A 14,317-nucleotide genomic window follows, 5' to 3' on the forward strand; every position below is an offset into this window, starting at 1 on the left:
AAACATTAAAACCCGTCAAACTCCCCCCTTCAACTTCAATTCGACGGGCCGCATTGCTGTTACAAAAATTTCACCACTTACATCAGGCTTTTAAACTCTTTAATATTATTTCGAGCATTCCATGAGTCCGAAGATTCCCCGCAAACCGCCCCTGTCTTCCTCGCAACAACCTGATCCGGTCTCCCTACACCATCAGCACGTTGCTCCGGGCGTTCCGCCAGCCTACCGATTGCCGGGTTTTGCGCACCCATCGGATCCCGCTCGCCCCACCGGCACGCATTCAACTTCGCAGAGCATCACTCCCCCCTCCGTGGTCATTCATGCCATGCCGACGCAAAATCCGGCCCATCTCGCGAATGACGGTTCGGTGGAAAGCTACTGGCTTTCCGATGAATTTCTGGTAGGCATGCGACCGGCTGACGACAACGGTTTCCGCTGGATCGTCAATCGCCAGTTTGTCGACGTCGAATATGCAGGTGGCCTGCATACCACCCACGTCGGCCTTGATGAAGCGGGCCACTATCGAAGCAAGTCGCTGTTCGAACGCGTGCCGTCCGGCCCGCGGCTTTACAAAAACGAAGGCCAGGCGACCTGGCGCCTGACAGAACGCCCCTCAGAGCCCGCGCTATCGACAAAGCGCCCCGCCCTGCCAACCGCCGAGCACTCCGGTCTTGCTCCCGTTGCCAAGCGACCGCGCCCCGCCCCCGCCTATCTCAACCAAAGCCATTACGCGGCAACACCGCGCTCACCGGACCCTCAGGGCTATTACGAACTCAAACCGTCTCTCGATCGCCACAGCGCCGACATACAATTTGCCTTCAGGGATCAATTCGGCAACTGGGTTCAAGTCGATCCACCCGCCGCCGGATTCGGCGCACAACACGCCCTGTTAAAGCACTGGACCGATCACGAGATCTGGCAGACATACGGCATTCATGGTCAGGAGATCGTGCGATTTCGAACTGAAGCCCAAGCACTTGGCAAACCGCCGCAGTGGGTCGAATCCGTGGCCACGAACAATCCGCTCACCGATTTGCTGGGCGACTCCCTGCGCTGGCTACATCCCGACATGAATCTCCAGCAGCGCGAAACCCTACTGCAGTCCTACAACTTGCTGCCGAGTCAATTGACGCGCTTGCGAGATGACCTGCTCAGCGAACTGGCCATCCCGCAATGGGCTCAGAAACACAAGCACCTGACAGAGAACCTCGATAACCCGCAGCGTCTGGAGCAACTGAGTCGGGATGCGAGCGAAGAACTCAATCTCAAACGCGGTGCTCAACATGACTGGTACAACCCCAAAGCCAGCATGACCCCTGAAGTGCTCGAAGCACTGCTGAATAAACTCGGTTATCAGCGCAACCAGAACAATTGCCTGTACCGCACGGACGTGCCGGCCCTGTTCCGCGGTGATGATCGTACGCCTTTCGAACTCGCCAATGACGAGGCGATGCTCCCGCGCTACCACCACGAACCCGGCGCGACGACTCACAAGCCGATGAGCGCCACCTTCAGCCTGAATGAAGGTCAGGTGTATGCCCGGGCACCCGACCCCGAGTACTTGCGCTTCAACAGCCAGACCAACAAGCACCCGGGAGGGGACGTTGACGGCCAGGCCACAGACAGCGATGCCAGTGACACGCCAAGTACCTCGTCTTCCGAGTGGTCCGAAGCCACAAGCCCGATCCCGTGGGATCACGATCGTCACTACGAGTCCACACGTACGCGCCAGACAGTCATGTTTCTGTATGCGCTCGACACCCGCCGTCTTGAGGTGGTCCCCCATGAAGAAAACATTCGCTTCAACTCAGCGGCCCGCGATACCTCCACGACCTGGTTTCCCTCCGATGATTTCGAAGGGCTGATTTCGGTCACCCGAAGCGGGCTGAATGCCGACCGCGTCTGGCTATTGAACACCGCCCTGACCAAAGGGGTGAAAGTCGACGACATCAGGTACCAGGCCGGAGATCGCGCTGAACGGATCGAGGCCGCCACCCATGCCGGGCACGCCAACAAATTCGAATACGACCTGCTGATCGACCAGGTCGAGGCCGCAGGCAAGCCCGTGCTCAGACTGTCCGGCAACGGCAACGAATTCGCCTACGACATCACTTGGCCCGAAACGGACAAACCGCCAACTCAAGGCCAGTGATACGCCGGTAAGGACACCGGACCCATGGGCTTTACATTAAAGGATTAATGACATGTCAAAAATCATCTCCCCACCTATGCAGATTGCCAACGTCAGCCCCGTTCAGGTCGTGCCTCTCGACGTTTCGGCCAATCCTCATACACCGCTGGCGAGCACGCTCCACGACGTCACGCCGTCAGACGACGCTGACGCCCCCTATCGACGCACGCTCAAATCCCTCGACAAGCATTTCGGGCGGCTACGTTTCGGCGAAATACTGACCAGCCGCGTCGAACTTCAGGCATTGGGCGCGACGGTCCATGGCCAGCCCATCAGCCCTGCGAACGCAGGCATGCAAACACCGGATCAAACATTTCTCGACGGGCTCAATTTCGAGGAGACCAGAGTCAAGGACCGACTGCGTTCGGCGCATACCCCGGACAGCGACACCCCGGCCATGCTGTTCTTCGAGATCGCCTTGATGCGTTCGGTAGACGCCCCTCCTCTGTTCATCAGCGATACACCGCAGGCTCCAGGCAGCGCGATGGATCGCATGAATCAGTTGGGCAAGGCCGCGCAGAAACTGGATATCCACCGTGCCGACTCTTTCGAAAACGCCCCTGGCTGGATCAGTAAAAACAAAAGCTATCTGATGAGCGGCGCAGGCGTAGGCATGCAGGCATTCGGTATCTACAGCGGCTACAGGGCAATGATCGACGCGATCAGACAAGGCGATGCGCTGGAAGCGATTTTCCAGGGAGGTTCGATCGCTGCCGAATTTGGCTCATTGATCATCGAACGAGGCCTGACCAAGACCGGTGAGGCGATGCTCACGAATGGCGCGACCGCGTTCAAGTATTTCCCGCTGACTTCGGTAGGCAAATACATGAGCCGGGGCGCCGGATTGTTCGCCAGCGTGATCACCCTTCCGTTCGACATCATCGATGCGGTCAAATCGTTCAACGCCGCCGCTGCAGCGCAAGGTAAAGAAGCTCAGGATCACTATGTCAGTGGTGGCCTGAGCGTCGCCGGCGCAGGTATCAGCCTGGTGCTGGGCATTGCTGCACTGGCAGGCTTCGGCAGTACCGCCGGGCCGCTCGGCCTTGCCGCCGCCGGTTTGCTCATCGCCGCCTCGGTGATTTACCAGGCCGCAAGGGTGGTGGATGACATTGATGATTACATTGAACTGACTTTCCACGAACGCTTGCGCTCTGGCTGGTTCGCCTTCACCCGCCAGGACCTGGACACGCAAGTCATGGATCGCTTCAAGCTTTCCAAAGGCTTTATTGATCACGAGAAGCAGCTGGAACTGTCGGCTAAGGACCTGCTTGAAGGCGCCTACAAAAACGCCATCGAGCACGTAGTGAATGGCATTTTCAGCGTCGAATTGAAGCCGGTTGAACTGTGGCGCTATCAATGGAATGAAAGCACCGGCGAGAAGCCGTTCAAACTCGACAGTCAGGCGGTCATCGTCGGCGGTGACGATATCGTGGATGCCAGTAATGGCTTGCCCGCTGATCTCAAAGGCAAGGTCAGCGGCAGTGCAGGCGATGACAAAGGCGTGCTCTGGCGCCTCGGGGATGGAAATGACCGGGTCGTCGGCGTCAAGGCCAAAACCAACCTCTTCACCTACCGCGAAGGACACAAAGCGCTGACCGGGGGTGACAGGAACGATGCGTTTCATCAGGAGATCAACGAACAGGCTTTGAATCTTGCTACCCCACCGGCTCATCTCAATGTGCTGGATGGTGGCGGCGGCTCAGACACCCTGGCCTTTGAAGGCATTCGCCCGCGTTCTGATACTCGTCACATTGGCCACGACATCAATCTGCAAACGGGCCGAGTGGCTTTGCGAGGAATTGATCTCGCTGCTGATGCGATGGAAGTCGCACACCTCACCTCGTTTGAAAACGTCTCGACATTGCACAAGGGGACGAGCCGGGTCATCGGGACTGATGAGGCCAACCGGATTGTCGCCAACGGTTACGACCGCATCAGCACCGGCGCCGGTGACGACACCATTGCCATCTACGGAACTGACTGCCGGGTTGAGGGCGGGGCCGGCACAGATCGGTACTACATTGCCAACACCAATGCACGGACGACGATTGTCGAGGATGGCGAGCAGTCGAGCCTGATCGAGTTCGGTTGGCCAATGGAGGTCATTCAGCAATGGGAGATCGTCGGCACCTCGTTGATCGTGCGCTCCTTGCGCGACGAAGATGGCAGAGATCCCGAACATGTCCTGACCATCGAAAATGTCTACCAATGGATCGAGAACAAACGCCACCTGAGGAACGGCCAGTGGCGATTCATGACGGAGGACGGTTATGAGCTGATGGCGCTGCTGCCAGCGCAACCGGACGACACGGTGAATCAACGCATCGAGATGGCAATAACCGTCAGTGGTCAGGCCGCCCTGCCCCCCCAAATCGTCAACGACGGCACCGTCATCATTGCCGCAGAAGGGTTGAAGCGGCATTTCGTGTCACGCACTGAGCGCAATGTCGAGTTTGTGGCCAAGCGCAATACACCTGAAACCTCCAGAAACGTTTACCTGGATTTCACGGATTCGGAAATTGTCGACGTCGTCGTCAGCTATGAGGTCGAAGTGCGCAAAGGCGTTTCGGGTTACACCTACCTGATTTATAAAGACATCGATCTTTCAATCCGGCTGCCGGAAAAAGTCGTGGCATTCAAAGGGGTGATCCAGCCAATCGCTGCCGCTACGGGCTACGGCGGGAGAAACAGCCTGAAAGTCACCACTGCACACCTTGCACAAAACATCGCCCTGATCCTGCAGGATGAAGTTTCATACCGACTTCAAGTGCCCGACCTGGACTACGAAGACGATGTAAAAAATCCCGGCCGCAGGGTACGTCGCACCCGCAGTTGCCTGATAAAGCGCAATGGCAGATATCTGTTTACCCGACCACAACCCGGCGAGAAGACTCCGCTTCCGGCGTATAACAGCACCGTTGTGATCGACGCCAGGCCTCATACCGGCATTTATCTGCTCGAAGGAAAAGGTGCCACTTACGACATCCACCTTGCGAGCAACTCGATCATTCGCCTCTCCACTCCCGGCGCAACGGCAAAAACAAGCAATGCGTCTACCTGGAATCTTTTCAGCCATACGCTGAAAGAAACCGTGTCACGCAACGACATTCAGTTGAACGCCAACCGCTTGCGAGTCGCCAGCGTCACAATTGAATTGCCCGATATCGAAGACGACGTGCCGGTGGAGTTCATCAGCGTAGCAACTTCATCCGGCAACATTTATGAGGTTTCCCTGCTGTTTGAAGTGTTTCAGCTTTACGTCATAGACGCCCGCAGTCATGCCAGCGTCGAGGCGCTTCTGGCCGAGATCACTGCACATCAGCAACGGAACGAACTGGCGGCAGTCGTTTATGTCACCCACATCGCTCCGACGTCTGGAGAAAGCGGCACAGTGCTTTACAACTCGAAGAGGAAGTATTGGGGGCGTGTTGGCGATCCGGCAGCGCGAATCAAACCCGAAGACCTGCTGATCGAAGCGGCCGTCACTCTCTGAACATTTTCAGCCAATGATCAACAAGCCCGGACGATGCCACTCATTGTCCGGGTGCGTGCATCACTCAGCCAAGGAAAGGCTGTGTCAAACATAAAGGAGATTCACTGCATGCGACAAAAGCAGGGGTCACGTCCCCCCTCACCGACAGTCGACACGCCGACCACCACAACACGCGCGTCTGCAGATCACTCGGCGAACAAATCGGCAACTCCCACACTGGAAAACATTCCCAGCCATTTTCCACTCCAATCGCCTTCTTCCTCCAAGCGGCCCCGTGTGGATGAGCCAGGCAGCTCCCGACAAGAAACCTCGCCAATCGAAGTCAGCGTCATGTCGCCCGACCGTGCCGACATGCCATTTTTTTCGGCAACCTCACTCGAAGATTTCGTGCAACCCTACTTCGGCGATCTGCCTGCACCCAATGCAACCGGTATCAGGCGTTATCTCACCAAAGAGTGGGTCGATGTCCAGCTTCCAGGCACGCAAGGCCGGCAGCACGTTTGCGTTAAATACGATGCCGACCTCAAGGCATATCGAGTGATGTCCTTCAGACGCCTGGCCCCTGGCCCACCGATATACCGAACCACGCAGGACAATCTGTGGAGCCTGAATCGTCACCGCACGTTCCTGAATGGCGATGATTATGCGTTCTCCGCGACCGCAAACGCTGATGGCCACTACGCATTCCGCGCACTCGGATCGAGCAGTGATTCAGCCATTCTCGGCTCTGCCATCAATCACCCGGAGCATCACTGGATTGCCATCGATCCGGCGCAAGCAAAACACGAGAGACTGGCCGACAGGCCGCTGGTGCAATGGTCGGATCAAGACATCCAGCGAATGTACATTCTGGATGACACCCGGATTGCCGCCTTCCGCACTGAAGCGCAAGCCTCCGGCAAGGCACCGGACTGGGCACCCCGGGCGCAGAACAGCGAAGACTATCTGTTTGTCGCCGAGTCATTGAAGTGGCTGCATCCACAACTGCCTCTTGCCCAGCGTCTGGAATTACAGCGCAGCTATAACCTGACCCAGGACCAACTGTGTCGTCTGCGTACAGAATCGGGCGACGGCCAGATACCGGAATGGGCTGAACAGCATAAACGTCTGAGCCTTGACCCGAGCAATGACCAGCGCTTCAAACTGATCGCCGACGAACTGGAAAACTACGTTCAAGACTTGAGAACCCAAGGGCTGGCCTTCGACCATCACTGGCCCGCCACCCGGTACAGCGATGTTTTTTTAGCCGATTACGCGACCCACCTTGGCTACCAGCGAACCCGACACAACATGCTCTACCGCACGGACATTCCGGCGATGTTCCGGGGCGAAACCCGATTACCCTTCGAATTGGCCCGGGACGGGCGGATGATGTACCGCAAAGGCAATCCCACGGGCACCACGAACAAGCGTGCGCTGAGTGCAACGTTCGGACTGCATGACGCCACCGCTTATGCGGCAACCAGGGGCGGCTTCTATCACGAGCTGCATTACAACTCGCAGGCCAATCGTTTTCCCGGCGTGAATCCACAGAGTTCCAAAGGACGCAGCAGTGAGCCCTCGGATTCCGGCGACAGTTCAGTGTCGGACGGTAAACGGACCGGTGACGAAGCCGACTCCGACAGCTCCTTCGTTTTCGATGACTCGAAAGGTTATGAATCCACTCGCCGCCAGCAAAACACGTCCTTTGTGTATGTCATCGACACACGCGGTCTGGAAGTGGTGCCGGGGGCGGAGAACAAGGCATTTAACCCCGGCAACAGTAAATTCTTCTTCGACGAACTGGAGGGGCATATCTCGACACCCACACGCGGCATCAGTGCCGAGCGTATCTGGCTGGTTCGTTCCGATCTGACGCGCGCCGCCCGGGTCAAGGATGTGCTGGAGCAGGCCGCTGACCGAGTCGCGGCAATCGAACAGGCCACCTGGGCAGGAACCGACAGTCAAACAGGCAGCTATTTTGGCAGCAACGCTTATTACCGCCTGATCGATGGAATCGCCGGTTCAGGCGGCCTGATTCTTGAACTCCCCAAGGGCGACAAGACGTTCGCCGACGACATCGTCTGGCCGGCTCCCGAGCATGACCGGCCCTGACTCATTCAGCCAATGGATGGCTGACTCAATCACATGGAGTGACTTTTATGCGCCAAAAACCCGGGCCACTGCGCCCATCCCCAACCACAGAGACACCCGCCACCTCGACACCCCGTCCTGCGCCCTCCGATCGTCCAGTCGATCTGGATCCCCGTTTGCCTGGCCGCATCAGACCGGACGGGACAAACGAATCACCGGGCATTAACGCCGACGGCCCTCACAGCAGCACCTCAAAAGTGGAATCCGCCATTTCGATTACGCAGATGCTCGAAACGCAAATGCCCCTGCCTTATACAACAACCTCGCCCCTCGAGCCCTATTTGCAGAACGTCGATGCTTTGAGCCACGACGCAGACGGGCTGAAGGTTCACAAGGGTCGCACGTTCGCGGACATCGCCCAGGAAGATGGATCAGCCGCTGGGCTGACGGTGATGGTGGCGTTCCACGATCTGATGAAAGCCTACCGGGCCAGGTTGCCGAGTGAGCGGATGCCATCCGGACCTCCGCTTTATCGAGTCGCTGACAGCAACCTCTGGAGCTTGAAAAAGCCCATTGCGTACTACCCTCTTGATCGCTACACCGTGCATGAAAAGGGTAATACCTACTCTGTATATGTGCCAGATGCACAGGGCTACTACGCGGTACACGAATGGAAACATGTGCCGCATCACGGCGACTTTATCATGCGCCGTGATGTCGGCTTTGCCTTCAAGGATCGACACGGCCAGCTGGTTAAAGTCGACCCGAGCGAGGCTCGCGGAGATGCATCCGTACCCTTGAAGCTCGCGCACTGGACCGATCGCGAAATATGGGACGTTTACAACATCCACGGTGCAGAAGTTGTGGCCTTCCGAGCCGAGGCCCAAGCCAGCGGCAGAGCACCGGACTGGGCAAGACGCACCGATAATGACGATCACCACAAATCCCTCATGAACTCCATGAGATGGTCCTATCCGCAGAAATCCCGGAGCGAATGCGCCGAACTTCTGCGCAGCTACAACTTGACCATCGCCCAGCAAAAACGCTTGCTCCCGGACATGGATAACGGCTTTCCCGAATGGACCGAACAGCACAAACGATTAACTCAGAACACGCTGGACGAACGCCGCTTCGATCAGATTGCAGAGGAAATGCAGCCATTGATTCTAAGAATAAGAGAAGAAGGCGAGCAGCCTGATTTCGACTCACATCCCGTTGAACAACGCTATGAAGAAAGTTTTCTGAAAAGTTATCTGGAATATGCCGGCTACCAGTTCACCAGGCATGGCTACCTTTTCAGAACGGACATCCCGGCCATGTTCCGCGCCGATTTGCGCACGCCTTTCGAACTGGCGCGGGACAAACGACTGGTGAAATTGAGGGGCAACCCTTCAGACTCCACGAACAAATCGGCTTTCAGTGCGACATTCTCTGCGGCCAAGCTCAAGTCCTACATGTTTTTTGATTACTACTCCAACCCTCGGCATTACAACAGCCAGGCTAACCGTTATCCGGGGCATTTCTCTGACAGCGATTCGTCGAGCGGGAATCGACACAGCTCAGCTAACGATTCTGATACATCGTTTGAAATGGACAACTCGCGTGACTATCCATTGCTGCGGCGCAAACAACTTCTTGGCTTCCGTTACGTCATCGACACCCGCGGCATCGAAGTGGTCCCCCGAGATGAAAACATTTACCTGAACGACATGGATTTTGACGGTGATCCATTGGAAGGCCGGATATCAATGCCGACGCGAGGTATCAGCGCAGAAAGAATCTGGCTGGTGAGATCGGACCTGAGCCAGGCAGCCAGAGTCGAGGATATCTTGCGGCAGGCCGGTGACAAAGCTGAAGCTATCGAGAAAGCCACATGGGCAGGTACCGACGGGCACGATGTCTATTCTTATGGACTCACTGCTTACGACAAATTGATAGATCAAATAGCCAACTCCGGCGGTGTCGTGTTGAAGTTGCCAAAAGGCGAAAGCACCTACTCTAACGATGTGACCTGGCCAGTGGCCGAACATTACCGAGCCTGACAAAAGGCGCCATTCATTTAAAAATGAATGGCGCCTTTGTATCAATCAGCGGCTGGACGTTATTTGATCACCTTGATCACGAATGTTGCCGGTTTGCTATTGAACGCGTTATGCCCCGTCAGATGAGGGTCGACATTGAGGAATGATCCGTTTCGGCATGCTTCAGAATATACATGCCGGCAATGTCATCCCAAAACTCCCACACGTCTTCATATACAGTCATGATTTCATCCTTATTTTTATTCAAGTCGCCCGTCTCCTGCGGGCAACTTGAAATCAAGACAAAGACGAAAGCAAACAATGCTGGCAGATGCAATGAGTTAATTCAAAGTGCAACTAGGCGAACAATTCACCCTGTAGCTTGTCAAGCAATGCCTGAATCGCATCCAGCCGTTGCTGGGGATCGTCAAGTTGCAGCAGGTCGATCTTGTCTTCTTCTGCGAACGGCAGCAGATAGGCCAATTGATTAGCCAGCGATTGCTGACCCAGCGCATCGGTGCCCATGTTCAGCGCTTCGACCATCGGATGCTCGGCCAACGCCTTGAGCAGCGCCACCAGGTCAGCGTCTTCGTCCTGAAGCGGTTGCTCGGGCTCGTCATCCAGCCAGTCGACATCGGCGAGGATCAACTGGTCGCGCTGCACCTCGGTACGCGACACCGTGAAACGCCGCCCACCTTGGACACGAATGCCCAGCAAGCCGTTGTCCTGCTGCTGGAAGTCGGTGATGCGTGCTTCGCAGCCGACCAAGGCAAAACCTTGTGGTGCGACGCCGACTTCTTGGCCGTCGAGGATGCACACCACGCCGAAACCGCCGCCCTGTTTCATGCAGCGGCCGATCATGTCCAGGTAGCGCGCTTCGAAGATCTGCAAGTCGAGGTTGCAGCCGGGAAACAGCACTGTGTTCAGCGGGAAAAGCGGCAGACTCATAGACATTTCCTTACACCACCATCGACACCGCCAACGGCAGAAACACCGCCGTGGCCACGCCCATCAGACTCATTGCCAGCGCCGCGAAGGCACCGCACTCATCACTTTCCTGCATGGCCACCGCCGTGCCGACCGCGTGGGCGGTCATACCCAGCGCCATGCCGCGCGCTTCGGGGCTGTGCACACCGAGGCGGTTCAACAGCGTCGGACCAAAGATCGCGCCAATCACCCCGGTGATCAACACGAATACCGCCGCCAACGCCGCAACGCCGCCGATCTGTTCGGCCACCAGCATGGCGATCGGTGAAGTCACCGACTTCGGCGCCATGGTCATCAGGATCATGTGCTCGGCACCGAACCACCAGCCCAGCAACACGCCCATGCCCGTCGCCACCACCCCGCCTATCACCAGCGTAGTAAAAATCGGCCAGAACAATTGGCGAATACGCCGCAGATTGAGATACAGCGGCACCGCCAGCGCCACGGTCGCCGGGCCAAGCAGAATGCTGAGGATCTCGGTGCTCTTGCGATACTCGGCGTAGGTCAGGCCGCAGCCGACCAGAATGCCAATCACCAACAGCATGGAGACCAGCACCGGTTGCAGAAAGATCCAGCGGGTTTTCTCGAACGCCGCCAGCACCAGTTGATAGGCACCGAGGGTGATGCCGATGCCGAACAGCGGATGATGAATGACCGAAGCCCAGGCGCCCTGCCAGTCGAAAAGCATCAGGATTCCTCCGACGCTGGCGCGTGCCGTTTAACCAGGCGCTGCATCAATACCCCGGCGAACGCCATCGACAGCAGCAGCGACAGCACCAGTGCGCCGACAATCGCCCAGAAATCGGCGGCAATGGCTGTGGCGTAAACCATCACGCCGACGGCTGGCGGCACCAGCAGCAATGGCAGATAACGCAGCAGACTGCCGGCCGCAAGGTTCAGCGGTTCGCCGACTTCACCGCGAATGATCAGGAAGACCAGCAACAGCAGCAGGCCGATGATCGGCCCCGGCAGCACCGGCAACAGCAAATGATTGAGCGCCGTGCCGAGCAATTGAAACAGCACCAGCAAGGTCAGGCCACGTAGCAACATCCGACATCTCCGTCTTACTTTTTGCCCAGCAGGGGCTCGGCATTATAAGCACGCCTGCGCTATGGATCGGCATTCGCCAAAAGCATGGTCGGTTGACCGGAGCAAATCGCCATGATGATCTACAGTGGTTCGCAGGGAGGTCAAATCCCCCCACCTGAAAAACTATAAAACCGATGAACCCAAGGAGAGTCTCAATGCCCTATGTTCCCGTTGCAGAGCTCAAAGATTATGTCGGCAAGGAACTCGGACGTTCCGAATGGCTCACCATCGATCAGGAACGCATCAACCTGTTCGCCGAAGCCACCGGTGATTATCAGTTCATTCACGTCGACCCGGTCAAAGCCGCGCAAACGCCATTTGGCAGCACCATTGCCCACGGTTTCCTGTCGTTGTCGCTGATCCCGAAATTGATGGAAGACATCCTGATCCTGCCGCAAGGCGTGAAGATGGTCGTCAACTACGGTCTGGACAGCGTGCGTTTCATCCAGCCAGTGAAGGTCAATTCCAAAGTTCGCCTGAAGGTCGATCTGGGTGAAGTCACCGAGAAAAAACCCGGGCAGTGGCTGCTCAAAGCCACCGCGACCCTGGAGATAGAAGGTTCGGACAAACCGGCCTATATCGCCGAGCCACTGTCGCTCTGCTTCGTCTGATGGTTCCGGATGCGAAGCAGCGCACGCTGTTTCGCGTCACGTCTCTATATATGCGACGCATAGCTGCGGCATACTCGGTCGCCTAATTGCCCGGATCCCGCTATGCGCTCACTTGCACGTCTTGCACCCCTTGCCTTGACCCTGATGCTCACCGCTTGCGGCGACGGCGAATCGCTGTTGCCGCCGGATGCGCGCCTGCCCGACGGCGGACGCTATCGCGGTGAACTGGTCGATGGCTTGCTGCAAGGTCAGGGCCGCGTCGATTACCCCAACGGCAGTTGGTATGCCGGGCAGTTCGACAAGGGCCAGTGGCATGGTCAGGGCGAATGGCATGGCAGCAATGGCGAGGTTTATCGCGGGCAGTTTCAGCAAGGTCTGTTCGACGGTCAGGGCAGCCTGACCACCAACGCCAGCAGTTACACCGGCGGCTTCAAGCAGGGCCGCCGCGAAGGCGAAGGCACCCTGAAAGAAAACGCCATGACCTACCGTGGCGAGTTCAAGGCTGACCAGTACTCCGGGCTCGGTCGCCTGGAAATGGACGACGGCAGCTCCTATCAAGGCCAGTTCGCCCACGGTAAACCGAACGGCGAGGGTCAGCGCGGCGACGCCAGCGGAAACTCGTTCAGCGGGCATTTCGTCAACGGTCAGCTGGAAGGCAACGGCACCTTCAACAGCGCGGACGGCGATATCTACGTCGGCGGCTTCAAGAACAATCAACTGCACGGCAAAGGTCGCTACGAAAACGCCGACGGCGATGTCTGGCTCGGCCAGTTCAAGGAAGGCGCGCTGACCGGCAAGGGCGAACTGATCGGCGCCGATGGCAGCCATTACATCGGCGTGTTCAGCGACTGGCGCTTCAGCGGTCAGGGTCGTTTGAACCTGCCTGATGGCAGTTTCTACATCGGCGGTTTCGACAACGACAGTTACTCCGGACGCGGCACCCTGGTGCTCACCGATGGCAGCGTCATGAGCGGCACCTGGATCAACGGCCAGCGCGTGCGCGACGCCGACGGCAAGTTGCTGCCCGATACGCTCGAACTCGGTTTGCTCGCTCAGGGTCGCCTGCTCGAGGACGCACTGGCCGCCATTCCCGCGTCGACCCCGGCAGTCGAGCTGTACACCCTGACCCTCGGCGGTGACGGCAAGCAAAGCGTGTTCCTGCGTGAATCCGACTATGTCGCCAACATGCTCAATACGCGCTTCGGCGCTTATGGCCAGATCCGTCTGGTCAACCACCGCGACCACCTCGGCGACCGGCCGATGGCTACCCGCGAGAACCTGCGTCGCGCCGCGCAAACCCTTGCCGAACGCAGTGGCCCGGAAGATCTGCTGTTCATCTACCTGACCAGCCACGGCACCGCCGAACATGAACTGGTGCTCGACCAGCCGCGTATGGAACTGGCCGACCTGCCCGCCGACGAACTCGCCGCTGTGCTGGCGCCATTGAAAAACCGCGACAAGATCATCGTGATCTCGGCCTGCTATTCCGGCGGTTTCATCCCCGCGCTGAAAGACGAACGCACGCTGATCATGACCGCCTCGCGCGCTGATCGGGTGTCCTTCGGCTGCTCGGAAGAAGCTAACTTCACCTACTTCGGCGACGCGCTGTTCGCCCAGGCTCTGAATCAGACCGACGATCTGGAGCAGGCCTTCAAACTGGCCAAAGCCACCGTCGCCGAGCGTGAACTGGCGGACAATTTCGAAGCGTCGGAGCCGCAGATCTGGGCGCCGAAAACCGTGCTCTCGCACTGGCAACTGCTGCGCAAACAGCAAGCCAGAAAAGCATTGCAAAGTGCTGCGTTGAACGACGGAGCGATAAAGAGCAACTAAGCTGAACAGTATCAAGGGAGAG

The 14,317-nt window shown here is 57.7% G+C and carries 9 protein-coding genes; 6 read left to right on the top strand and 3 right to left on the bottom strand.

From position 1 onward, the window contains the following. Window positions 1–121: 121 nt before the first annotated feature. The 4 genes from AC3IUF_RS26205 (at window position 122) to AC3IUF_RS26220 (ending at window position 9,799) form a co-directional block, all read left to right on the top strand. Window positions 122–2,152, top strand: a complete 2,031-nt coding sequence (locus tag AC3IUF_RS26205) for a hypothetical protein (protein ID WP_489279705.1) — start codon at window positions 122–124, stop codon at window positions 2,150–2,152. A 532-nt stretch (window positions 2,153–2,684) separates the two neighbouring features. After that, on the top strand, window positions 2,685–5,684 hold the full coding sequence (locus AC3IUF_RS26210; RefSeq protein WP_489281711.1) for a calcium-binding protein: 3,000 nt from the start codon (window positions 2,685–2,687) through the stop codon (window positions 5,682–5,684). A 330-nt stretch (window positions 5,685–6,014) separates the two neighbouring features. Next, entirely contained in the window at window positions 6,015–7,778 is a 1,764-nt protein-coding gene (locus AC3IUF_RS26215; RefSeq protein ID WP_489279706.1) for a hypothetical protein, read from the top strand. Between the two features lie 155 nt (window positions 7,779–7,933). Continuing rightward, a complete protein-coding gene (locus AC3IUF_RS26220; protein ID WP_489279707.1) occupies window positions 7,934–9,799 on the top strand; it encodes a hypothetical protein in 1,866 nt (621 codons plus the stop codon). A gap of 336 nt (window positions 9,800–10,135) precedes the next feature. Here AC3IUF_RS26220 and AC3IUF_RS26225 read toward each other — a convergent pair whose 3' ends face one another. The 3 genes from AC3IUF_RS26225 to AC3IUF_RS26235 are packed head-to-tail and all read right to left on the bottom strand — an operon-like array spanning window position 10,136 to window position 11,815. After that, window positions 10,136–10,726 (bottom strand): LON peptidase substrate-binding domain-containing protein, encoded by a 591-nt coding sequence (locus AC3IUF_RS26225; protein WP_489279709.1) that lies wholly within the window; start codon window positions 10,724–10,726, stop codon window positions 10,136–10,138. 10 nt (window positions 10,727–10,736) lie between these two features. After that, on the bottom strand, window positions 10,737–11,453 hold the full coding sequence (locus tag AC3IUF_RS26230; protein ID WP_007909579.1) for an LrgB family protein: 717 nt from the start codon (window positions 11,451–11,453) through the stop codon (window positions 10,737–10,739). After that, window positions 11,453–11,815: a CidA/LrgA family protein gene (locus AC3IUF_RS26235; protein ID WP_007909577.1), complete on the bottom strand. Its 363-nt coding sequence runs from the start codon at window positions 11,813–11,815 to the stop codon at window positions 11,453–11,455. The genes AC3IUF_RS26230 and AC3IUF_RS26235 overlap by 1 nt, the downstream gene beginning before the upstream one ends. A gap of 194 nt (window positions 11,816–12,009) precedes the next feature. Between AC3IUF_RS26235 and AC3IUF_RS26240 the strand changes: the two genes are divergently transcribed. Both AC3IUF_RS26240 and AC3IUF_RS26245 read left to right on the top strand, forming a co-directional pair. Further along, the gene (locus tag AC3IUF_RS26240) at window positions 12,010–12,465 is read left to right on the top strand and encodes a MaoC family dehydratase (RefSeq protein WP_007909575.1); all 456 of its coding nucleotides are present in this window, start codon (window positions 12,010–12,012) and stop codon (window positions 12,463–12,465) included. Window positions 12,466–12,567: 102 nt separating this feature from the next. Further along, a complete protein-coding gene (locus AC3IUF_RS26245) occupies window positions 12,568–14,295 on the top strand; it encodes a C13 family peptidase (protein ID WP_414895089.1) in 1,728 nt (575 codons plus the stop codon). The last annotated feature ends 22 nt before the right edge of the window (window positions 14,296–14,317 follow it).

This window comes from Pseudomonas sp. KH_040 (assembly GCF_057839305.1).